The sequence below is a fragment of the Streptomyces sp. NPDC029296 genome (assembly GCF_055569255.1).
This window is the reverse complement of sequence record NZ_JBVHXT010000037.1, coordinates 73,612-94,130: the sequence shown is the minus strand read 5'-3', so window position 1 is coordinate 94,130 and position 20,519 is coordinate 73,612. Positions and strand designations below refer to the sequence as shown.

The window sequence follows — 20,519 nt, the reverse complement described above, 5'->3', positions numbered from 1 at the left end:
CCCCTGTTGGTGTCTCCGGTTCTGTTTCTGTTTATTCCCTCCTTTTTGCTCTTCCGGGGGGGGGGGCCCCCCCCCCCCCCCCCCCCCGCAGCCGTTTCGTCGTGCTCATCTCGCGGTGATCAGCGTGTGCTCACCGCGTGCCGCTCACTCCGCTTCTTCGACGTCGTTGGGCAGGAGATCGACGTCAATGGAGCAGGCACGTTCGATGCTGAGCACGGTGACCTCGCGGGTTCCCCAGGTCGCCGGGTCCGCGCTCGCATTCAACTGCGCTGCGAAGGCAATCAGCCGGGCCTTATCACCGACGTTGTCCGTGAGGCCTGCGAGGTCTGTGACGAGGTCGGCCAGTTCTCCTCGGGTGTACGTGCTCCCGGCGTCGGTGGCGAGCGGGGCCGCCACATTGCAGAACGTGTCTGCGGCCGCCGCTGCCGCCGCCGCGGCCTTGGCGACCAATTTGGCCCGGGCCGCCGCGTCGAGGTTGTAGTTCTCAGCGGCAGTGGGGTTCGGTGTCGCGCTCGTCAGGAACGTCTTGACGCTGGAAGCGGCGCTGGTGCTGGCTCGGTAGGCCAGCGGCTCTTCCGCGCCCGAGACCAGCTTCGCCTGCATCTTGGCGCGGTAGGCGGCTGCGGTTACTGTCGAGCCCTCGTACTCGCCTTGTCCCACTTCGCCGCCGTCGTACGGCAGGATGGCGCCGGTGCCGGTGGTCGCCCACTCGCCGTCGGCGTAGTGCGCGAGCGCGATCAGGTAGTCGTGCCCGACCTCGAGCCGAGAGGCCTCGACTGAGCCCACACGGGTCTTGGCGTCCCCCTTGAACGACCAGCCGTCGGCGACGATCGTCAGGGCGGCGGGCAGGGCGGTGGCGCCGGAACGCGACCACACCCGTTCCTTCACCTGCAGGTCGACGGTCCGGGACAGGTACCCCTCGCCGGCCGCGATCTCCTCGCTGTCCGCAGCGCCCTCGTGCTCGGCCGTCACGTGAACGACGGCCGCTTGGTCCCCGTACGACACCCAGTCGGTCGCGGTGGCGGACGGGATGCCGTCCTTCGACTCGGCGATGATCACATCGTTACGTCCGCCGCCGGCGGCTTCGGCGTGCGAGGCACCGCCGAACGGGCCGAGCACGGCCGCACCTGCCAAGGATGCGGCCAGGGCTGCGCCGAGCGCAGCTGCAGTGATTTTCCCTCTGGTGGATATTGCCACGGAATTCCCCCCTGTGTTCCTAGTCGGGTCTAGTAGGTCGAGTTGATGTTCTCTTTGTTGTTCGCTCCGAGCCGGTAGACGTCGTTGTAGGACATGCAGCCAAGACGGTCGTCGTACAAGCCCAGGGCGGGACTGGCGTTGGGCCCGTGCGTCAGGCCGACGGCGTGACCGGTCTCATGGCAGGCGTCCGACTTGTTCACGGAGCCGATTCCGGTGTGGTCCTTGTTGAAGGCGACGTAATGCTGGTCGCACTTGCGTAACGCGACGGCATCGTCACACCAGGTGATGCCGATCTTGCCTCGCCCCAGGGTCTTCTCCTTGTAGACGATGTCTGTCTCAGAGCCGCCCGCGTACACGCCTGCGGACTCGATTTTCACAACCAGGTCGGTCGGACCGTAGTAGTCCTTCACGGCCCGGGAGATGGTGTTCTTCTCGGCGGAAGTCAGGCTGTCTTCCCGGTAGACCGTCAGCGTCTTGTTGTCGGTCTGGCAGAACGTGTCGCCCAGCTCGCCGTCTCGGCAAGTGGGGCTGTAATTGGCGGTCGGGTACATGTTGTCGGTCAAGGCTGCCTGGGCAACGGTGGTACTCGCGACCAGAGCAGCGCTCGCAGCACCTATGACGAAGATCGTCCTCCGTTTGATCGCCACGCGTATGCCCCCCTTTTCTGGTCCGCCTCCTGTGTTGTTCCTCGGTAGTTCCGATGAACATGGGGCGAATGAGGTGATCTAAGCGGTTCGATCACGGGCCAGGACTTGATCAGGCAGCGGTTGGCCGAATGTGATCAATATGTGACTTATTGTGATCATGTGAAAGAAAAGTGAAAGGTGCTGACACCAGCACAGGCCCACCACGACCCACACGACGACCACCGCTCCGAGCGGCGCGACGTCCAGATGTTCCACCTGTGGGACCCCAAGGCAGGGACCCTGCCGGCCGGAGTCAACTACGCCTCAGGCGGCGCCTGAGGCCGTCCATGCTCGGCGGGGCCTCCCCGCGCCATCGACGGGCTACCGCTTGGACTGCTGATCGGCCCTGCCTGCGTACGCCGAAGTGCCCGGTCGCCGAGAGCTCCGACCGGGAAGCCGCGTACGTCGTGGCCGCCCACCCGGAGTAGGGCTGGAGCCTGCTGTGCAACGGCCTCGTGCTCTTCGATCGCCGAAAGCTATCCGGCGATGGCCGCCGTCCTCGCCAACCTGACCTGACCTGACCCGGCCCGTCCGCCGCGGGCAGCGGCTCGACCTGGATCCGGATCCGCCGCCCGAGCGCGTCGGCTCGCTCTTCGACCTCGTCCGCGTCCTGACCGGTGACGACGAAGCAGCCCAGCCGGTCCGTGTTGGTCCTCGCCACGTGCACCAGGTCGCCGACTGCTGCCCGCCATCGGACGAACGGCACCCCGGGCCCCTGCTCCGGAAGGCGGCTGAGTGAGGTCAGGCGTCCGGTGTGCGGGCTGGTGATGAACCGTACGGTGGCGTGACCGCGGGCGGTGGGGGTGAGCGCGGCCGGGCGGCCGAGGACGACATCGAGCACGGCCGCGAAGACGTTGATGCCAGGGTGTGCTGGAGGAGGATTCCTATGTGCCCGGTGAGGTGACGGGGATGACGTAGGCGCGGGCGAAGTGGGTGGCGATGTGCGCTTCGTGGAGGTGTCCGGCGATGGCGCGGTCGCCTTCGACGCCCATGACGACGTGGATGTGGGCGAAGCCGTTGCGGATCTCGCCGGTGCCGGTCATCTCGCCGGGCAGGTCGTACTTGGTGATGTTGTCCTTGAGCGCGTCGCCTTCGGGCATGGTCGAGACGGTGAAGGAGTCGGCGGCTCCGATCAGGGAGACGATCGCTGCGTCGGTGATGCCGGCCTCGGCGGCCTGGCGGTTGAGCTCGTCGACGAGTTCGCCGGCGGGGACTTCGAACACGATCATGCGGGACTCCGTCCGATCATGGGGCTCAGCTCCCGCAGCATGACCGAGGAGCACCAGCGGGCGCCAGAGTCTTGGGGGTTGATGGCCTCCCGCGCGAAGCGGGTGGCGAGGAAGTCCGCGCGATGGCCGTACGAGGCGGGCTGCGCGACGATCCGTCCGGCGGTCGTCCAGTCCACGGCGCAGACGCGGGAGGTGACGGCCGTCATGTAGAGGTGGCGGACCTCCTCGTCGTGGGTCAGGCCGCGGGCGACCTGGTCGGCCTGGTCCTGGCCGGGCAGCTTGGCGAGGATGCCCGCGGCGTTGACCCGCAGGATCGGTACGTCGCCGTCCAGCATCCACCGGAGCAGGCGCACGGTGGATGCCTTGTCCGCCATGGACGCGGTGACGATGTCCGCGCCGTGCGTGGTCTGGACGCGAGCCAGGGGGACCGGGTCGCTCCCGGCGATGCTGGCTGCCATCTCGGTGGCGAGCGCGCCGTGCGTGACGGCCAGGGCGGACAGTCCCAGAAAGGCTCGTCGGTTCACGCGGTCGAGCCTAGCTTCCGCCTCCAACTGCTCGACAGGGACGCCCAGTACGCGAGACAAGTGCCCGATCCAGTACCTGCCGGGAATGACCTTCCCGCTCTCCCACCGCTTGACCGCGTCCCGGTCCGGCGCCCCGGTCGGGTCACCTGCACAAATGGCTAGCTGTTCGGCGAGCTGGACCTGGGACCAAGGCTTGAGTAATCGCAGATCACGGATCAACTGTCCGATCGGCATGAGCACATGATGCCCCTCCGGATGCCCCTCCGTGACGGTGTCGGCACGGTTCACCCTTGCGGGAGTCCGACCGATGGAGGTTGCGTCATGAACACCGCACATCGGCCCGTCTCCCACCGGCAGCTGCCCGACTGGCTCACCGAGGGCGCCGCGGCCGTCGACGAGGACGGCCGCCGAGGCATCGTGCAGTTCATCGGCGAGTGGGAAGACCCCTCCACCCGGCGCGTCACCGACTGCGCCGTCTTCCTGCGCCCCGAAGGCGGCGGCATGGAGTGGATCGTCGCCGACCACCGCACCCTCACCCAGGACTGAACCCCATCAGCTTCCCGCCTCAACCGAGGGGCGGGCAGGCGGTCCCCCTCCCAGGGGGCCCGCGGCACCACCGGATGCGGGCAACCGTTCCGCACCGCCGATCTCTGCAGAGAAGGAGCCATCCCATGGCCCAGTCCAAGTCCACCAACGCCGCCATCGGCGCCCAGGCGCCGGCCCAGGAGACCGACGAGGTCACCGGGCCCGTCGTGGTCGCCGTCGACGTGGAGGACGAGGAGTAGTCCTCGCCCCCGTCCGCGCCCTGACCTGGGTGCCTCTTCCCCGGCCTCGGGGCCGGGGAAGAGGCACCCCTCGCGCTTCACCCTGGAGGCCGGTAGTGATTCACGTGTTCGTCGGGCCGACGCTGCCGCGGTGCGAGCCGCAGCTTGCCGCACCGGGTGTGCGGGTGTGGCCGCCGGCGCGGCACGGCGACCTGTTCGACCCCGCGATCCGCGACGGCGACACGGTGGTCCTCATTGACGGCGTGTATCACCAGGCGCCGGCACTGCGGCACAAGGAGATCCTCGCGGCGATGGGCCGGGGCATCCGGATGGTCGGGGCGGCGAGCATCGGCGCGCTGCGGGCGGCCGAACTGGCGCCATACGGGATGCTCGGCGTCGGCCACATCTACACCGCCTACGTCCGCGGGGACATCGACGGCGACGACGAGGTGGCGGTCGGGCAGGCCCCGGACGGCGCGTGGGACGCGCTGACCTGGCCGCTGGTCAACCTCAGGCACGCCCTTCAGCTCGCGGTCGCGGACCAGGTTCTCGACGCCGGGCGGGCCGTCGGGCTCCTGTCGGAGCTGCGCGCGGTCTACTACCCGCAGCGCACCTGGGCCGCTGTGCGGGCCGTGTGCCGCAGCCGGGGCGAGAGGGCGTTCGCCGACTGGCTGGCCGAGCGGCGTCAGCAGGACCGGCATTTCGGTGACCTCAAGCGCGTCGACGCGATCGCCGCCGTGCGGGGCGCGCTCGCCGGCACCACCGCGGCGACGAGCGTGGTCGCAGCCTCGCCGCCGGAGTGGGAGACGGCCTACTTCCGCCGCTGGTCCAACGCCGCCGTGCGGGAGCGGGTGGACGGCCTGGAGCTGTCCACCGAGGACCGCCTCGTCTACCAGCAGGTGTTCGACCCCGCCTTCCGCGACAGGTGGGCGGCCTACCTCGACCACCTCTCCCGGCACCCTGCCGGCGGCGGGCCCGGGCTGCCGCTCGCCGCACGCCTGGCCCAGGTGTGCGGCGGGAGCCTGCCCGCCGACCGTGTGTTCCACCCGAGGCCCGACCTGCGCGACGAGCAGACCGTGGCGCTGCTGCTGGCTGGCGAAAGTGCCGCCGACCGGTGCGCGGTCGCCCGGTACGCCGACGCACTCGCCTGGGCCCGCCGCAGCCGGCCCGGCTTCTCCACGGCGGCCATCCGCGACGCGGTGGCCCGCGACCTCCTGCTCGGGGCGTGGCGGTGCGGCGAGCGGGAGTTCGACGCGGAGGCGTCCGCGCGGGGACTTACCCGGGCGGCGAGCGCGGTGGAGGCGGCCAAGCGGTTCGTTCCCGGGTTCTGGGAAGAGACGAAGAGGATGGAGACGGCCCGTGGTGGGCGTTGACGAGCTGGTGGCGCTGCCTGGCACCGTACGGGCCCGGACGCCTGAGGAGACGTGGGAGGCGGTGGCCGGCCGCCTTGAGGAATTCGGCATCACCCGCCTCGCGGACCTGACGGGCCTGGACGTGATCGGGCTGCCGGTGTGGACGGCGATCAGGCCCGCGTCGAAGACCCTGTCCGCGACGCAGGGCAAGGGCGCCACCGCACTGCTGGCGAAACTGTCGGCGGTCATGGAGGCGATCGAGCTGTGGCACGTCGAGCAGCCGCTGCCCGTCGCCGCGGTGGGCCCAGCCGCCGAAGTCGCCCCCGGCTGCCCCGTGACCGCGCTGCCGACCACCGCCCCGTACCCCGAGCACGCCCTCGCCCAGGTGGTGTGCGAGTGGACGCACGGCGCGGGCCTGCTGAGCGGGGCGAAGATGTTGCTGCCGGTCGACCTGGTCCGCCGCCGCGGCCAGCGCCCCGACTGGACCCCGGAAGTGTGGCGGGCGACCAGCACCGGACTCGCCTGCGGTAACACCCGCGACGAGGCAGCGGTGCACGCCCTGCTCGAGGTGGTCGAGCGCGACGTACTGTACCGGGACACGCATGCGGGCGGACGGCGGCGCACGCTGATCGACCCCCGCACGGTCGACGACCCGTTCGGCCAGGAGGTCATCGCCCGCCTCGCGGCCGCGGGCATGCCGCTGGAGATCGCCCTGGTGGACGGCCCGTACGGGCTGCCCGTGTGCGTCGCCTATCTGTGGTCGGAGGACTACCCCGTCGTCTTCGCGGGCGGCGGCTGCCACAGCGACCCGGCCATCGCGCTGACGCGGGCGGTGACCGAGGCCGCGCAGTCCCGGCTCGCCGCCATTGCCGGAACCCGCGACGACCTGCCCGCCGATCCCGGCAGCTTCGACACCTCGCCCTTGCGCCCCGCCCAGAGGGCGGGGCTCGCGCCGTGGCCGCAGGCGACGGCCCGCTTCACCCCGGCCGCCGGCCACTTCGCCGACCAGGCCCGCGACGTCGCCCGCCGCCTCCAGCACGTCACCACCCACGAGCCCGTCGTCCTGGACCTGTCCGTCTCGCACGCCCCCGTTCACGCCGTGCAGGTCGTCTGCCCCGGCACCCGCTCCCGGATCAGAAGGTCAATGCCCCGATGAACCCCACGACCAGCAGCCCGCCCCCAGCGCCGTCCGCACCCGCGCAGGGGCGCTCGGCCCAGTACGACGCCTTCCACGCCGCCCGCGCCCGCACCGATCTGGTCGCCAGCCTGTACGCCCAGGCGATGGGCGCGGACTACCCGGTAGAGGTCGCCGCCTCCAGCTCCTGCGACTGGCGCCTGCTGGGGCTGCTGACCGCGCGACTCCGGATGCGTCCCGGACAGCTCCTCGTGGACGCCGGATGCGGCGCCGGCGGCATCGGCCTGTGGCTGGCCCACGCCCTCGCCGTCCGCCTAGCCGCCTTCGACCTCTCACACGTCGCCGCCGCCCAGGCCACCTCCCGCCGCGCCCACTTCCTCGGGCCCGCCGCCGACCGCGCCGTCTTCCACGTCGGGGAGCTGGAGAACACCGGCCTGCCCGACGGCTGCGCCCACGGCATCGTGTGCGTGGACGCCCTCGGCGGCGCCGCCGACCGAGGGGCCGCTTTGCGTGAGCTCGGCCGCGTCCTGGCCCCGGGCGGCCGGCTGGTCGTCACTCGTGCGCTGCGGCGAGGTGCACAACCGGCGTGGCACGAGCAGGTCGCCGCCGCCGGCCTGACGCAGGAGCACTTGGACGAGCGGCCCGGCGAGCCCGCGATGTGGGAGCGGCTCTACCGGCTGTGGATCGCCCACGCCGACCAGCTGCGGCGCGAGCTGGGCCAGGCACCGGCCGAGAACATGCTCCACGAGGCACACCGGATGCTCCCCAAGGTGCGCGGAAGGCGGGCCGTCCTGCTGACGCTGCGACGCCTCCCATCAACCCCTGCCAAAGACGGGGCGGCCGATAGGATGGCCGCGCCCGGCCGCCACCTTGGCGACAGGCCCGAGTCCGGCAAGGAGACCCCGCAGTGAACCAGCACCACGCCCGTACGGCGGTGTTCTCGGCTGGTTCCTGGGGCACCGCCGTGGGCAAGATCATGGCCGATGCGGGCACCAGCGTGATCATGCACGCCCGCCGCGGTGAGATCGCGGACGCGATCAACACCACGCACCGCAACCCCGGCTACTTCCCGGACGTCGACCTGCCCCACACGGTGACCGCGACGACCGATCCGGCCGCCGCGCTCGCGGGCGCGGACTTCCTCGTGCTGTCCATCCCCGCACAGTCCCTGCGCACCAGCCTCGCGGCCTGGGCCTCGCACATCGGCCCGGGCACCGTGATCGTGTCGCTGATGAAGGGCATCGAGATCGGCTCGGGGCTGCGGGCGAGCCAGGTCATCACCGAGGTGACCGGCATCGACGCCGACCGGGTCGCGGTGCTGTCCGGCCCGAACCTCGCGGGCGAGATCATGGACGGTCAGCCCGCCGCCGCCACCATCGCCTGCACCGACGAGGACGCCGCCCGCCGCATCCAGCGCGCGTGCCACACCCCGTACTTCCGGCCCTACACCTCCACTGACGTGACCGGCTGCGAGCTCGGCGGTGCGGTGAAGAACGTCATCGCCCTCGCGGTCGGCATCGCCTCCGGCATGGGGCTCGGCCACAACGCGCAGGCCATGCTCATCACCCGGGGACTCGCGGAGACCACCCGGCTCGCGACCGCGATGGGCGCCCACCCGGCCACCCTCGCCGGCCTCGCCGGCATGGGCGACCTGGTGGCGACCTGCTCCTCCCCGCTGTCACGCAACCGCACCTTCGGCACCCACCTCGGCCACGGCCTGACCATGGCCGAAGCGACCGCGGCCACCCGACAGACCACCGAGGGCGTCAAGAGCGCCGAGGCGATCCTCGCCCTGGCTCACGCCCACGACGTCGAGATGCCGATCACCGAGATCGTCTCCGACCTGCTGCACGAGAAGGTCACGCTCGACCAGGCCGCGTCCGCGCTGATGCAGCGCCCCCCCAAGCCCGAGCGCTGACCCCAGCGGAACCCCGGCCCACGGGAACCTGCCGCACCTCGCCTTCACCCTCCCGACACGGAGGTCCTCACCCCATGCGCGAATCCATGCTGCTCGCTGCCCAGACCGTGATCACCCTCGCCCTCGTGGCATGGATGATCACCGGCTTCACCCCTCTGCCCGGCCGCTGGCTGCGATGGAAGATGTTCTGCCGCGCCACCTTCACCATCGTCCAGCTCACCGGCACCAAGAACGGCCACGGCGAGCCGGTCAACATCTACGACCACCTCTCGCCCGGCTCCTTCATCCTCGGACCACCCCAGCTCCAGGCGATCCTCGACCACCTCACCACCAGCGGCAGGTACGACCGGATCGACGGCACCGGCCGCGTTCTGTCCGCCCGCGGCGAGCAGCCCATGAAAGTGGTGGCCAGCCGTGTGGTTCTTTGACGCCCTCGCCTCCGGCTTCACCCGCCCCACCGACCCGGGCCGACTCCAGCTGTTCCGGATCGTCTTCGGCACCGTGCTCACCGCACGGTTCACCCTCGCCCTCGGCCAGGGCGGCTGGGACCGCCTCGCCCCCAACTCCCTCAGCCTCCACCTCACCGAACAGCGCTTCGGCCCCCGCCGGGCCCGGCTCCTCGCAACCGTGTACCGGCCCGCGCTGCTCGTCCGCACGACCGCCGCACCCGCCCTGGCACTCGGCGCCGCCCCCCGCCTCGCCCTGCTGGTGGTCCTGGCCGGTGCCGCCATGGAACTGCTCTACCTCAAAAGCCCCAACGCCGTGCGCTACACCCTGCTGACCGGCACCTGCCTCCTGCTCGCCGGCGACCTCGGCCACGGGCTGAGCATCGAACACGCCCCGAGCGCCGCGAACACATGGGCCCAGTGCCTCCTCGTGCTGATCACCACGGACACCTACTGGAACAGCGCCTGGCAGAAGATCCGCAGCAACCAGTTCCGCAGCGGCCTCTACCTCGCCCAGTGGATCCACACCTACACCCAGGTCAGAGACCACCTCCCGCACCGCCGCGGCCAGTACGCCGTCCCTGCCCTCGTCCGCCGCCACCTGGGCAACCTCACCGACCGCGACATCCGGCTGTGGCGCCTGATCGCCGCTACCGTCATCGCGGCGGAGCTCGCGCTGCCTATCGCGCTCCTCATCCCGCAGACGGTGCCGTACGCCGTCGCCGCCGGCATCGCGATGCACACCGCGTTCAGCTGCCTCAAGCCCCGACAGCTGATCACCTTCTCCGGCCTGACGACGGGAACCTACTTCGCCTTCGCCGCCTGATCCTGGGACCTACCCGGCGCCCCGCGTCAAGCTGCTGACCTGCGATTCAACGCACCACCAACGCGAGGCGGGCCACCGCTGGCCGTACCGCCGAGCCGCTGGCGCTGCCCGCTGCCCGAATCCGACCCCGCCAGGGCGGTCGCCGCCCCGGCCCCGCAGCCGGCCATGTCCGCCGCGCCGGTGGAGCGCCGGACGCCGCCGGAGGGCTACCGCCGTGCGATCGAGGCCCGCCGGCAGGCCGCCAGGCCGTCCCTGGCGGACCCGGGCAGGCGGTCGAGCGGCAGACCGCCGCGATGCGGGAGCTGAGCCGCCGTGCCTTCCCCGAGCCCGACATCGTCGCGGACGGCGGAATGTCCGGCGGTCAGGGCGCCTTGCCCGCTTCGGGCGGCCGTTCCGCACGGGTGCGGAACGGCCGCAGTCTCTTGTTCCGTAGGCGGTGACAGTCAGTCGCCGGTCTCCGGCGGATAGCCGTCGTCGAGGACGAAGCGGATGGTCTGGCCTTGCCCGGCGGGGTCGGTGAGTTCGGCCGCGATGCGGTTGTACGTCATTGTGGCCAGGGCCCATTCGCTCTGCAGCGGAGCCGCTGCGGAGCGGGTGCTCCACAGCTCGATCAGCAGGGCGATGAGAGAGCGTCCGGACAGGACGGTCTGGACGCGGCCCTCGCGGCCGTCCTTGATGTCCTCGACGGAGGGCGGGGTACGGAAGTGGCTGTGGCCGGCGGCCAGGGCGGCGAGCCACTCCCAGGTATCGCGGTGCGCGATAGGCCCGCCACGGCTCGCCCGGCCGCCAGCCCTCCCCGCGCGGCCGCTCACGCAGCTTGCCGATGCCGCCCTTCACCGTGGCCTTGACCGCCGACACGACGATCGCCAGCTCGGGGCCTACGGTCAGCCGGCCCGGCGGGCACGGCGGCGTTCCCGCCAGGTCGTCGCCGGTCCGGAGCGAGGAGAGCCCGCTGACCTGCGTGTCGACGCAGGGCGGGTCAGCGCCGGGCGGCCTCCAGGACCGCTTCCAGCTGCCGCAGCGGCTCGGCGCCGACGAACCGGAGGACGACGGTGTCGGCGCCCGACTCCCCCAGCGCGTCGATCCGTGCCGCGGCCCCGGCGGCGTCGCCGGAGACGGTGAAGACCTCCTTCTGCGGGCGGCCCAGCCAGGCGCCGTGCCCCTCGGTGTGCGGGTGCAGGGTCCGCGCGACCTCCTCGGGGTCGTCGCCGACGCAGGCGAACGCGAACACGTTCAGCGTGTGGTCGTCACCCGCGCCGCCCTTGGCCAGCAGCGCCCGGATGTGCTCCAGGTCCCGCGGTCCGTGGCCCTCGGCGATCAGCGTGCCGTCCGCGACCCGCCCGGACAGCTCCAGCGAGCGCGGCCGTACCACCCCCGCCACCAGCGGTGGCGGCTCGGCGGGCGAATGCACCAGCTCGATGCCGTCGATCCGCACCTCCCGCCCCTCTACCGCGACCCGCTCCCCGTGCAGCAGCGCCCGCACCGCGGTGATCGTCTCCTCCAGCAGGGCCAGCGGAGAGCGCGGCGCCACCCCGACCTGCTCCATCCACTCCCGTACGCCATGACCGATCCCGGCCACCAGGCGGCCGGGGAACACCCGTGCCAGCGTGGCCAGTTCCATCGCCAGCAGGGCCGGGCTGCGCAACGGCGCCGGGGCAATCCCGATGCCCACCCGCAGCCGCTCGGTCGCGCCCAGCGCCACGGCCGCCGCCGACACCCCGCCGTTCCAGCGCAGGTCCTCCACCACCCACAGGTCGTCCGCGCCGAGCGCCTCGACCCGCCGCGCGAAGGCGGGCAACTCCTCGGGCACCCAGTCGCGGTCGTACATCACACCGATCCGGAGATTCGTCATGCGACGGAACCTACGGTCCGGCCGAAGAGGTGATCAACGGCTTTGCCAGGTACGGGGTCGGCTGCCGCCGAAGCCCTGGAAGTGGTGCTGGACACTCTGGTCCGGCGCGTCCTGGACGGCGACGCCGTCTCCGTGACCGGGTTCGGCAGGCTCCAGGCGGTCCACACCCCCGCGCGCCGCGCAGCAAATCCGCAGACCGGTGAACGAGTCCTGGTCCCCGCAGGCAGGCTCGCCGCGCGCCTGGAGCGCGAGGTGAAGAAGCGGTGGCAGCCGCAGATCCGGGCCAGGGCTCGGCAGAAGGCGGCCACCACCGGCGGCATCGTCATCGACACCCGCGCCCGCATGGGCTACACCGCGCCGATCGGGTCGACGGACCAGGACCGCATCCGGCACCTGACCGTTGCCCTGCCCCCGCAGTACGCCGCCCGCCTCTTCGACGCCCAGGAGCAGGGTGCCGGCGACCAGCAGCTCCAGGAGATCGCGGCCGAAGCGCTCAAGGAGGTGTACTTCCAGGACGGCGGCCGCCGCGCCGGCTCCCTGGAGGAGGTCCGGTTCACGGACATCGAGCACCTTGAGTTCGAGCTGTAGCAGCCGCGCCCCGAACAGCCCGCGAGCCCGGACCGCATCGGTCCGGGCTCGCTCGCGTATCCGCGGGGGGTCGGATGTTCATCGACGCGATGCCTTGCTCAACGACACCCTCACGTGCCGGTCACCCGGAACCTGTGCGGCTGGGAGGAGGCCGGCCGTGCGTACTCCCGGCTGATGGGCATGGCCGGATGATGGCAGCCGCCACTGACAACACCGCCCGAACTGCACGTCGGCGCCGGTCAATTGCGGGCGAAGCCGTCCAGCGGCTGCACCGGCCCGCCTACGATGCGGGGGTGCGTAACACGAAGGCGTTCAAAGAAGCCGTTGCCCAGACGCTTGCGGAACTGGCTCACCGGGGGGTGACGTTCGCGCCGTCGACGGTCGAGGACACGATCGAGAAGAACATCAACACCGTGGCGGAACGGCTCGGGATCCAGGTGCGTTCCGCCTGGCGGTACTTCGACGCCTCCGCCCTGGCCGACCGGCTCGCGCGGAGTCAGGCCTCCTACGAGGAGAGCAGCAGCGAGAAGGACGCCGGGCAGGCCCCGATGCCGCCGATCGACAATCCGGAGCTCGCCCTGGTCCTCGCCGGGGTGCCGGACTCCCTGGCCCAGACCGGCGGCGACCTGTACGCGGTCATCCTCAACGTGGCGGTCAACGCCTGGATGGCCGGCCACATCCACGGCGAGGACGGCTGCGCCGGGTGCGACGGCAGCCGAGGCCCGGCCGGACACGACTGGCAGGCCCGGATGCGCACCATCACCGAGATGCAGCCGGACATCACCAAGTGGTTCAACCGCGACGTGTGGACCGCCGCCGTCAACGACGCCGGTTACACCGTCATCCGCCGCTGAACCGCTGCTCACGACAGCGTGCACAACACCGCCCCGGCCGGGACCGCGGCCGCCGGCCTTCGCCATCACCCAGCCCGGCCGGCGGCGTGGCCTGAGGACCTGGTCCACGACGGACGGCTCGGCAGGTACTCGGTGGGCATCTGGTCGTGCGAGACGCCCTCCACGGGCCTTGGCGGTTGAGTACTTCAGTTGGCGTAATTCGCCAGTATGGCCCCCGATCTCAGGATTCCTTGATCCTGTGCTCGGCCGCCTGTGGCCGGCAGGGGCAGGGGGCAGAGGAAGGCGTTGAGGGAGGGGGCGTCCGGGTCGGGATGGCGGTAGACGCCCAGGGGCCGCGCGCCCCATGTTGTCTGGTAGTAGACGCCCAGCTTCACTCCGGTCAGGCAGACCGCGCGTTCCTCGCGGCGTGCGTCGAGCAACGTGTGGAGCAGACGGTGTGAGGTGCCGGTCTTGCGCCAGGGGCGGTGTACGACCAGTTCCTCGACATTGAAGGTGCGGTGACCGGTCTCGGCGGTGATCTCGGCGGGCGGCCGGGCCAGTAGCCCTTTCCACCAGTCGGTGTCCGGAGGCAAGGGGACGCCGTAGGTGAAGCCGACGGGCTGTTCGCCGTCGTAGGCGATGGCACATGTCCAGCCGGGCTGCGCGGTGTGGGCCTGCAGCCGTTCGGCGAACCGCTCGGCGAAAGGCGGCACTGCCCCAGGCGGAAGGACCCCGGCATAGAGAGCGAGCAGGACGGGACACACGGCCTCTGCCTGCCGCTGGTCGTAGCGCCGCACGGCGACAGCGGTGGACATGTGTGCCTCCCAGGAGACGCGGGACGGGTGGTTCAGTGGGCCAGGGCCGTGTACGCCAGGGCCGGGTAGGTGGCCGTGAAGGCCCAGAGGAACACGTTCAGCCCCATCACCACCGCGCAGATGAGGTGGAACAGTACCCCGCCGGCCAGCAGCGGCCACAGGGCGGCAGGCGGGGCGAGCAGCACCAGCGGGAAGAGCGTCTCGGCGCAGATGACACTGCGCGAGGCCCATGCGGCGGCCGAGGGATGGGCTCTGGCCCAGACGGCCAGGCCGGGAGTGCCCCAGGCGCGGGTGCTCAGGATTCCGGTCAGTCCACTGCCGTCCCGCCACACGCGTGAGGCGGCCTTGTAGATCCCGGAGGTGAAGTACGCCAGGGCGGCCTGCGCGGCCAGGAACCACAGGACCAGACGCATCACCCCGGGGGTGGGGTGCAGGGACGCCAGGGTCAGGGTGGTAAACGTGATCGTCAGGAGGTGGTCGGCGCCCTCGTCTCCCGAGGGACCGCGCATCATCCACAGCACCGAGGTGGCGGCGACGGCACCCAGGACGGCCGTGTGGAGGGGGCCGTGCAGCGGACAGGCGAGGATCGTCGCGGCGGCGGCCATCCGCAGCCCGGGCAGCACCAAGACCCCGGGATAGGCGAACAGTGCGTCCCCGCAGGCGGCCCAGCGGCGCGCGCGCAGTCGCAGCAGCGGCCAGCTGGCGAGCGACGCGTCGTCCAACAGTGCCGGGCGGGCGAGGAATTCAGCACAAATGATCACCGTGCCGATGCCGGCGAGGATCTCCACCCACCGCAGGGCCGTCTCGGCGTCGACAGTCACCGGTGGGCTCCTTCCGCGGCCGGGCGGCCGGACAGCGGGTGCCACCGGGACAGGAACCGCACGTCCGACCGGACCTCGCCATCCGAACACTGCGAGTGAGCGATGAGGAACTGCACCTGCGCGTCGGCCGTCAGCCCGGAATCGGTGACGGCCGCGACAGCACGATTGAGAAGCAGCAGATAAGGAACAGACAGCACCGTTGAGAGCACCTCGCACCGCGGGTCAGTCCTGGCCAGGTAGTCGGCGAGGTCGGCCATCTGCTTGCACTCCCTGCGGCCCGGGTTCCACACCCAGTCCCACCGCCTCCGTACCGGCTCATCGGTCAACTCCCGCCAGGGACCGGGGTCGTCTCCCGGAAGCCGGAGCCGCACCAGCAGGTGCGCGTCGGTGGTGCCCGGAACCGGGGCGAAGAAGTTGTAGGCGGGAAGCACAAGACGCAAAGGCCCCGCCGACAGCACCTCCCTCACCCGCGGCACCGCCTCACCGAGCTGAGCCACCGCTGTCAGCGCCAGCCACAGCACCAACACGGTGGCCAGCCCGGCCTCGTACATGTCCATCGGCTCGAAGCCCGGGACTGTCAGCCCTGCAGCGCCCGCTCCCTGGCGGACATCAGGTCCGCCACTCCGGCCTGCTCAGCACGTACCGGCACCTCCTCGGGCCGTAGCCAGCGCTCCGGCTTTCCCCAGCAAAGATCACCTTCCACGAGGACGCTACGCGCAGGCGCGCTGTCCAGGAGCTTCGGTTCGGGGTGTGCTCCGACTGTCGCCGCCAGGGACCACGCGGTCTTTCCTGCCATGGTGAACAACTCCTTCCGAACACTCGACGCCCGTAGCCCTCTCGACAGATGGCACAGGGCAAGACGGGCAAGGAGGACGAAGGGCATAGGCCCCGCAGGAGAGCCGCGAACGGCGTCTCGCCACACTGACACAGCCACTCCTTCCTCCCACCCCACTCTCCGACCAGGGCGTTCGCCCGGCACCTCCTTGTAGGCCAAAAGGTGAACCACACGACACATAGGCCAACGGTGGAGATATCAGGCTGAGGGCCGCCGTCAGTCCTGCACGCCGTCCTCATCCAGGACCGCATCCGGCACCTGACCATCACCCTGCCCCGCGAGCAGGGTGCAGACGAAGACGGCGACGCAGCGGAGGAGTGACCTGTGCCCGGCGCTGGGGCCGTCCACGAACAATCCTGGAATGACACTGGCCAGGTTGCTGGAGCAGGTACCCATCTGCCACGGGTCCGCCATGAACCGGCCCAGGAAGCGCACACTCGTCAACTGAACTGCGGTTCCGAGCCAGTTGTGCGACCGCCTCTTGGCCTGCACCTCCTTCCGGCCGCGTCGTCCAGGAAGAAGTACCGCTCCAGCTCCGCCCGCGAGGGCACCTCATGAAACGACCCGTACCAGGCCGCCTGCTCATCCGTCAAGAACCCAACCGCCTCGGCGGAGGAGTTGGTCTCTCGGCCAGGTGGGCACGGTGGGAACGTGGCACAAGTCAGTGACAACGAGATACTGACCGGCATGGCAGAAGGCGCAGATCACCAACAGGACGTCACCTACCGAGCACCGGTCGGCTCCGTCGATCTCAGGGCGTTCGACGACGACGGCAACTCGTACGAGATCCATGCGTGCCACAACTGCCTGCCCTGGCACGCGGAAGTCGTGGTCGCTGAGGGAGAGATTCTCGTCAGGGAGTGGCACGCCGTCGGCTGCCCACAGTTCCAGCAGCTCATCCGGGACTGAGGCAGGAGCCCCGCAGGGCAACATCTGAGTCTGGACATCAGTCCTCGAAGCCGTGGTCGAAGCCCTTGAGGACGGGGTCGAGTTCGGCAGCCGCGTCGCACAGTGAGCACAGCCGGACGCCCGGCTGCTGTGCCACGTCCAGGGCCCGCTCCAGCGTCAGCACCTGTGCCCCGACCGGGGCCTCTTCGCAGTCGACGGCGTGCACGACACCGCCCCGGCCGGGACCGCGGCCGCCGGCCTTCGCCATCACCCAGCCCGACGGACGGCTCGGTCCGAGGGCCTGCTCCACCAGCGACGGCTTCGGCAAGTACTCAGTGGGCACCTGGTCGTACGAGACGCCGGCCACGGGCCGCACATGGTCCGGAGCGCGCAGACCCGGTACTCGGCCGCCTCCACCGAATCCCCGGGGCCGTTTCGGAACGCCGGCAGGCCCACCTCGTACCTCCAGCCGTCGGGCACCTGGCGCCGGGACCACAGGCGGGCGACGACCTCCTGGTCCCCGGGCAGCAGCACCCTGATGGGCACCGGCACCGGCGCCGGGTCGGGGGCGGAGGACGTCGTCATACCCCCACCGTACGGACGGACGCCGGGACAGCGACGCCCGGCACGACCTGCCCGGCCACCGGCCTCTGTCCACAGGGGAGACGGCCGAGGCTGCGGCCATGACGATCAACGACTCGCAGTCGGCCCCGCGCCGCGGCAAGGTTCTGGAGGCCCTCGCACGGGCGGAGCGGAAGGTGGTCACCCGGCCCGCGCCGAAATCCGCAAAGGCTCAGGTGAAATTCCTTCTCACGCGGGCGAAGGGGTCGACGCAGGCCCTGGCGGAGCGCCTGGGTGTCTCGCGCCGCACGGTAGAGCGCTACCGCGCTGGGACGCTGACAACCCCGCAGAAGCGCCTGCGGGCCGCCCTGGTGGAGGAGACCGAATCCGAGTGGCAACCGCAGGTCAGAGCACAGGCACGGCACCAGGCGGCCACCTCCAGCGGCATGATGGTGGATGTCACCGCGTACTTCGGATTCACCTGCACGGGCAGCTCGGACGACGGCCGCGAGCGCACCATCACCACGGCGATCTCGCCCACCTACGCGAAGCAGATCCTGGACCTCCAGGAGGCCGGTGCGACGGAGGAAGACCTGCATCCGATCGTCGCCGAGGCCATCACCGAGTCCTATTTCACGCAATGGGGCACCCGCGCCGTCGGCCTGCGCGCAGATTTCACACACGTCTCGCAAATTGAGTTCCGGTTCTGACCAGGCTGAATTCCAGACCTGCTAGAAACATGTCCGGCGGGCCGCCGTACAGCGCTCTGACGGCGGCCCGCTCTCAAATTCCACACCACGAAGACGAGGCCGACGATGACCACTCCCTGGCCGCCCCGGCGCACCGCTCGCCGCTCGCTCGCCCCGCGCGTCGCCGTACCCCGTGAGCCGGCCGACCCCGCCCGCATCGGCCGCCGCGTCGTACGGCGCCGGGCGAAGGGGATGGACGCCGGCGCCGTGACGGCGGCCCTCGAGGAGGCCCGCTTCGACGCGCGGCAGGCGTCCCGGTTCGAGGACCTGGCCGACGATGTCCGCGGCCGGGCGGAGCTCGCGGAGTGGGAGCGCCTGGACCAGCTGCTCGCCGCCGCGCCGCCGGGCACCGTCTACGACCCGGACACCGACGACGTCGTCCGGGCCGAGCTCGCCACGGAGGCCGCGGCCGCCGCCGAACGGGAAGCCGCCGTACGCGAGGCGCAGCGGATCGCGGCTCGCGCCGACGAGCTCCAGGCGCTGCGCGAGCTGGGCACGCTGGAGCAGAGCGAGCCCCGCGAGGGCGACGAAGCCGTCCGCGACGAGCTCACCCGCCGCGCCGGGTGGCACGTCCAGGCCGACATCGACGCCTGGCTCGCCCGCGCCCTGGCCGCGCACCGCGGCCACTACCGCGATCCGGCCGCCCGTGAGACGGCCGCCGGCCTCCTGCCGCAGCCGGTCCTCGCCCGCGCCGCGCTGCTGTCCGCGCTCGCCCGCCTGGTCCCGGCCGCCGCGCCCGGCGAGCTGGCGGCCGCGGCCCGCCTCGCCGCCGCCGACCCCGAGGCGACCGCCGGCCTCGCCGCGCTCCTGGACCGTGCCGTAGGGCTGGCCAACCCGGCGGGGCGCCCGGGGTGAACCACGACCAGGAGGAGCCGGAGGTGGTCGCCGTCTGGCACACCGCCAGTGCTGTCGGCCGGCGCTTCGAGGAGCTGCTCGCCGACGGCACCGTCCACGCGTGGACCGAGCCGCCGCTCGGCGAGACGTACCACGCCGGCGAAGAGGATCCCGACTACAACCCCCTCTGCGATTGCCCCGCCGTCCCACGCGCGTTCTGCATGAGCTGCGCGGCCTGCACCGTCTGCCAGCCGTGCACGTGCCCGCCCTGGGAGCACCTCACGTTCGACAACTCGCGACTGCGCTGCGCGTCTCATACACCCCAGACGTGGCGGGCTCGGGCCGGATGACGGGAAGTTCGGCCCTTCGTGTGGGTTCACCGTGTGGCGGACTCCCGGGTGGGGGGTGGCGGCTCAGATTGTCGGTGATCGACATCGAGCGTGCGTCGCCGGTGTCGGGTGACCCGATCAACGGTTTCGTGGGAGATGAGCCAGTCGTGACCCTCGTGCAACCCGGTACCTACACCATCGCCATCGACGGCGACCTGCGCCTGACCCTGGTGGGCGGTTACCCCGACGTCCGGACCCAGATCGTACTGCTGCCCGCGGACGACAGCCTCACCCCGGAGAAGACCCAGCAGTGGGAGGTGGCCGTGCTGGACAACGGCAACGTCACCCTGAGGAACGCGGCCTCCGGCACCTACCTCGGACACGACGGCGACCCCAACGACCAGGAAGCGGTCTTCGGCTACCCCGAGCCCACCGAGTGGCAGGTGCGCACCATGGACGACGAGGAAGGCGGCTTCCACCTCGTCGTCCCCGGCGGCCCCATCGACGGCAACGAGCTGGCCGTGGACCTGCACCCGCTGCGGATCTTCCCGCCGCTGGCCGGCCTCGCCCCGCTGCGCGAGGGCGAGGGCAGCCAGGCCTGGTTCTTCACCACCGCCTGAGCAGCCCACGCCCGGCCGGCGCGTCCGGGGCCCTGACCGCCCGACGGGTACTCGCCGGCGCGCCACCGCACCACGAACGCCGAGCCACGCCGCAGCTCACCGTCATGCGGCACATCTGAAGGAGGACACGATGACCAGCGTCAGCTCCAACACCGAGTCCAGCGCCGTCACCGCAGCGAACTCACTGCCGGCCGTGGACAGGGACTTCGTGCAGGCCGCCACCATGGTGTTCAGCACGCAGATCGACGCGGGCAAGATGGCCCACAAGAACACCTCGAACCCCGATGTCAGGTCCTTCGCCCGGCACATGATCGCCGACGGCATGCGCCTGACCGTGCAGCTCAAGGCCGTTGCGCCCCAGGGCGTAGAGGTGCCGAAGGACAACAGCGACATCGCCCTCCTGGAGTCTCTCAAACCCCTGACGGGTTCGGACTTCGACCACGCCTACGTCCGCAAGCTCGGCCTGGCGGCACATCGGCGGGCGATCGCGGCATTCGAGAAGGAGGCCAAGGAGGGAGAGAACCCCTCGCTCAAGGAAGCTGCCCTGAATGCGCTGCCCACCCTTCGGGAGCACTACATGATGAGCCAGAAGCTCGCCCAGAAGCTGGGCGTCTCCGAGTAACCGACACCACCACCCTGACGGCAGGTATCCGCCACCCGGCGGCGATCCTGCCTTGTCGTAGTTGTCCAACATCACTGACAATCGGTCCACATTCG

The 20,519-nt window shown here is 71.0% G+C and carries 28 protein-coding genes and 1 pseudogene; 16 read left to right on the top strand and 13 right to left on the bottom strand.

What is annotated here, in order from left to right; genetic code table 11:
* Window positions 1-144: 144 nt before the first annotated feature.
* Together ACZ4W9_RS29335 and ACZ4W9_RS29330 are read right to left on the bottom strand one after the other, a co-directional pair.
* Complete coding sequence (locus ACZ4W9_RS29335) at window positions 145-1,119, bottom strand: hypothetical protein (protein WP_467940856.1); 975 nt, start codon at window positions 1,117-1,119, stop codon at window positions 145-147.
* 107 nt (window positions 1,120-1,226) lie between these two features.
* A complete protein-coding gene (locus ACZ4W9_RS29330; protein WP_467940854.1) occupies window positions 1,227-1,844 on the bottom strand; it encodes a hypothetical protein in 618 nt (205 codons plus the stop codon).
* Window positions 1,845-2,021: 177 nt separating this feature from the next.
* Here ACZ4W9_RS29330 and ACZ4W9_RS29325 point away from each other — a divergent pair, with 177 nt between their 5' ends.
* Window positions 2,022-2,162 (top strand): hypothetical protein, encoded by a 141-nt coding sequence (locus ACZ4W9_RS29325; RefSeq protein WP_467940852.1) that lies wholly within the window; start codon window positions 2,022-2,024, stop codon window positions 2,160-2,162.
* On the opposite strand, the gene ACZ4W9_RS29320 is transcribed toward ACZ4W9_RS29325, so the two are convergent.
* Genes ACZ4W9_RS29320 through ACZ4W9_RS29310 form a run of 3 tightly spaced genes read right to left on the bottom strand, consistent with a single transcriptional unit; the run spans window position 2,137 to window position 3,636 of the window.
* Window positions 2,137-2,724 carry a hypothetical protein gene (locus ACZ4W9_RS29320; RefSeq protein WP_467940850.1) on the bottom strand — a complete coding sequence of 196 codons (588 nt, stop codon included), beginning with the start codon at window positions 2,722-2,724 and terminating at the stop codon, window positions 2,137-2,139. The genes ACZ4W9_RS29325 and ACZ4W9_RS29320 overlap by 26 nt on opposite strands.
* A 43-nt stretch (window positions 2,725-2,767) precedes the next feature.
* A complete protein-coding gene (locus ACZ4W9_RS29315) occupies window positions 2,768-3,112 on the bottom strand; it encodes a PCC domain-containing protein (protein ID WP_467940848.1) in 345 nt (114 codons plus the stop codon).
* On the bottom strand, window positions 3,109-3,636 hold the full coding sequence (locus tag ACZ4W9_RS29310; RefSeq protein WP_467940846.1) for a hypothetical protein: 528 nt from the start codon (window positions 3,634-3,636) through the stop codon (window positions 3,109-3,111). The genes ACZ4W9_RS29315 and ACZ4W9_RS29310 overlap by 4 nt, the downstream gene beginning before the upstream one ends.
* A gap of 321 nt (window positions 3,637-3,957) precedes the next feature.
* Here ACZ4W9_RS29310 and ACZ4W9_RS29305 point away from each other — a divergent pair, with 321 nt between their 5' ends.
* The 7 genes from ACZ4W9_RS29305 (at window position 3,958) to ACZ4W9_RS29275 (ending at window position 10,077) form a co-directional block, all read left to right on the top strand.
* Entirely contained in the window at window positions 3,958-4,182 is a 225-nt protein-coding gene (locus tag ACZ4W9_RS29305) for a hypothetical protein (protein ID WP_467940844.1), read from the top strand.
* A 334-nt stretch (window positions 4,183-4,516) separates the two neighbouring features.
* Entirely contained in the window at window positions 4,517-5,773 is a 1,257-nt protein-coding gene (locus ACZ4W9_RS29300) for a TfuA-like protein (RefSeq protein WP_467940842.1), read from the top strand.
* Window positions 5,760-6,908, top strand: a complete 1,149-nt coding sequence (locus tag ACZ4W9_RS29295; protein ID WP_467940840.1) for a YcaO-like family protein — start codon at window positions 5,760-5,762, stop codon at window positions 6,906-6,908. Before ACZ4W9_RS29300 ends, ACZ4W9_RS29295 begins: the two co-directional genes overlap by 14 nt.
* Window positions 6,905-7,798 carry a class I SAM-dependent methyltransferase gene (locus tag ACZ4W9_RS29290; protein ID WP_467940839.1) on the top strand — a complete coding sequence of 298 codons (894 nt, stop codon included), beginning with the start codon at window positions 6,905-6,907 and terminating at the stop codon, window positions 7,796-7,798. The genes ACZ4W9_RS29295 and ACZ4W9_RS29290 overlap by 4 nt, the downstream gene beginning before the upstream one ends.
* The gene (locus ACZ4W9_RS29285) at window positions 7,795-8,805 is read left to right on the top strand and encodes an NAD(P)H-dependent glycerol-3-phosphate dehydrogenase (protein ID WP_467940837.1); all 1,011 of its coding nucleotides are present in this window, start codon (window positions 7,795-7,797) and stop codon (window positions 8,803-8,805) included. The genes ACZ4W9_RS29290 and ACZ4W9_RS29285 overlap by 4 nt, the downstream gene beginning before the upstream one ends.
* A gap of 74 nt (window positions 8,806-8,879) precedes the next feature.
* On the top strand, window positions 8,880-9,233 hold the full coding sequence (locus tag ACZ4W9_RS29280; protein ID WP_467940835.1) for a hypothetical protein: 354 nt from the start codon (window positions 8,880-8,882) through the stop codon (window positions 9,231-9,233).
* Window positions 9,220-10,077, top strand: coding sequence for a hypothetical protein (locus ACZ4W9_RS29275; RefSeq protein WP_467940833.1), 858 nt, complete (start codon window positions 9,220-9,222; stop codon window positions 10,075-10,077). Before ACZ4W9_RS29280 ends, ACZ4W9_RS29275 begins: the two co-directional genes overlap by 14 nt.
* A 443-nt stretch (window positions 10,078-10,520) precedes the next feature.
* Here the strand turns inward: ACZ4W9_RS29275 and ACZ4W9_RS29270 are convergent, their stop codons facing one another.
* Entirely contained in the window at window positions 10,521-10,889 is a 369-nt protein-coding gene (locus tag ACZ4W9_RS29270; protein ID WP_467940831.1) for a hypothetical protein, read from the bottom strand.
* Window positions 10,890-11,056: 167 nt separating this feature from the next.
* Entirely contained in the window at window positions 11,057-11,929 is an 873-nt protein-coding gene (locus ACZ4W9_RS29265; protein WP_467940829.1) for an LLM class flavin-dependent oxidoreductase, read from the bottom strand.
* Between the two features lie 42 nt (window positions 11,930-11,971).
* On the opposite strand from ACZ4W9_RS29265, the gene tpg (ACZ4W9_RS29260) reads away from it, so the two are divergent.
* On the top strand, window positions 11,972-12,517 hold the full coding sequence (tpg, locus tag ACZ4W9_RS29260) for a telomere-protecting terminal protein Tpg (protein WP_467940827.1): 546 nt from the start codon (window positions 11,972-11,974) through the stop codon (window positions 12,515-12,517).
* 293 nt (window positions 12,518-12,810) lie between these two features.
* The gene (locus tag ACZ4W9_RS29255; protein WP_467940825.1) at window positions 12,811-13,371 is read left to right on the top strand and encodes a hypothetical protein; all 561 of its coding nucleotides are present in this window, start codon (window positions 12,811-12,813) and stop codon (window positions 13,369-13,371) included.
* Window positions 13,372-13,556: 185 nt separating this feature from the next.
* Here the strand turns inward: ACZ4W9_RS29255 and ACZ4W9_RS29250 are convergent, their stop codons facing one another.
* From ACZ4W9_RS29250 to ACZ4W9_RS29230, 5 genes are all read right to left on the bottom strand, one after another.
* Window positions 13,557-14,165, bottom strand: a complete 609-nt coding sequence (locus ACZ4W9_RS29250; RefSeq protein ID WP_467940823.1) for a hypothetical protein — start codon at window positions 14,163-14,165, stop codon at window positions 13,557-13,559.
* Window positions 14,166-14,197: 32 nt separating this feature from the next.
* Window positions 14,198-14,986 carry a hypothetical protein gene (locus ACZ4W9_RS29245; RefSeq protein ID WP_467940821.1) on the bottom strand — a complete coding sequence of 263 codons (789 nt, stop codon included), beginning with the start codon at window positions 14,984-14,986 and terminating at the stop codon, window positions 14,198-14,200.
* Window positions 14,983-15,543: a hypothetical protein gene (locus ACZ4W9_RS29240; protein ID WP_467940819.1), complete on the bottom strand. Its 561-nt coding sequence runs from the start codon at window positions 15,541-15,543 to the stop codon at window positions 14,983-14,985. Before ACZ4W9_RS29240 ends, ACZ4W9_RS29245 begins: the two co-directional genes overlap by 4 nt.
* 20 nt (window positions 15,544-15,563) lie before the next feature.
* Window positions 15,564-15,782 (bottom strand): hypothetical protein, encoded by a 219-nt coding sequence (locus ACZ4W9_RS29235; RefSeq protein ID WP_467940817.1) that lies wholly within the window; start codon window positions 15,780-15,782, stop codon window positions 15,564-15,566.
* 255 nt (window positions 15,783-16,037) lie between these two features.
* Window positions 16,038-16,313: a hypothetical protein gene (locus ACZ4W9_RS29230; RefSeq protein ID WP_467940815.1), complete on the bottom strand. Its 276-nt coding sequence runs from the start codon at window positions 16,311-16,313 to the stop codon at window positions 16,038-16,040.
* 195 nt (window positions 16,314-16,508) lie between these two features.
* On the opposite strand from ACZ4W9_RS29230, the gene ACZ4W9_RS29225 reads away from it, so the two are divergent.
* Entirely contained in the window at window positions 16,509-16,730 is a 222-nt protein-coding gene (locus ACZ4W9_RS29225; protein WP_467940813.1) for a hypothetical protein, read from the top strand.
* A 37-nt stretch (window positions 16,731-16,767) separates the two neighbouring features.
* Here ACZ4W9_RS29225 and ACZ4W9_RS29220 read toward each other — a convergent pair.
* Window positions 16,768-17,294 (bottom strand): annotated as a pseudogene (locus tag ACZ4W9_RS29220) (DUF6233 domain-containing protein).
* 98 nt (window positions 17,295-17,392) lie between these two features.
* On the opposite strand from ACZ4W9_RS29220, the gene tpg (ACZ4W9_RS29215) reads away from it, so the two are divergent.
* The 5 genes from tpg (ACZ4W9_RS29215) (at window position 17,393) to ACZ4W9_RS29195 (ending at window position 20,424) form a co-directional block, all read left to right on the top strand.
* Window positions 17,393-17,980: a telomere-protecting terminal protein Tpg gene (tpg, locus tag ACZ4W9_RS29215; RefSeq protein WP_467940811.1), complete on the top strand. Its 588-nt coding sequence runs from the start codon at window positions 17,393-17,395 to the stop codon at window positions 17,978-17,980.
* Between the two features lie 105 nt (window positions 17,981-18,085).
* A complete protein-coding gene (locus ACZ4W9_RS29210) occupies window positions 18,086-18,874 on the top strand; it encodes a hypothetical protein (RefSeq protein WP_467940809.1) in 789 nt (262 codons plus the stop codon).
* The gene (locus ACZ4W9_RS29205; protein ID WP_467940807.1) at window positions 18,871-19,203 is read left to right on the top strand and encodes a hypothetical protein; all 333 of its coding nucleotides are present in this window, start codon (window positions 18,871-18,873) and stop codon (window positions 19,201-19,203) included. Before ACZ4W9_RS29210 ends, ACZ4W9_RS29205 begins: the two co-directional genes overlap by 4 nt.
* 146 nt (window positions 19,204-19,349) lie before the next feature.
* Window positions 19,350-19,802: an RICIN domain-containing protein gene (locus ACZ4W9_RS29200; protein WP_467940805.1), complete on the top strand. Its 453-nt coding sequence runs from the start codon at window positions 19,350-19,352 to the stop codon at window positions 19,800-19,802.
* A gap of 130 nt (window positions 19,803-19,932) precedes the next feature.
* A complete protein-coding gene (locus ACZ4W9_RS29195; RefSeq protein ID WP_467940803.1) occupies window positions 19,933-20,424 on the top strand; it encodes a DUF4142 domain-containing protein in 492 nt (163 codons plus the stop codon).
* Window positions 20,425-20,519 lie beyond the last annotated feature (95 nt).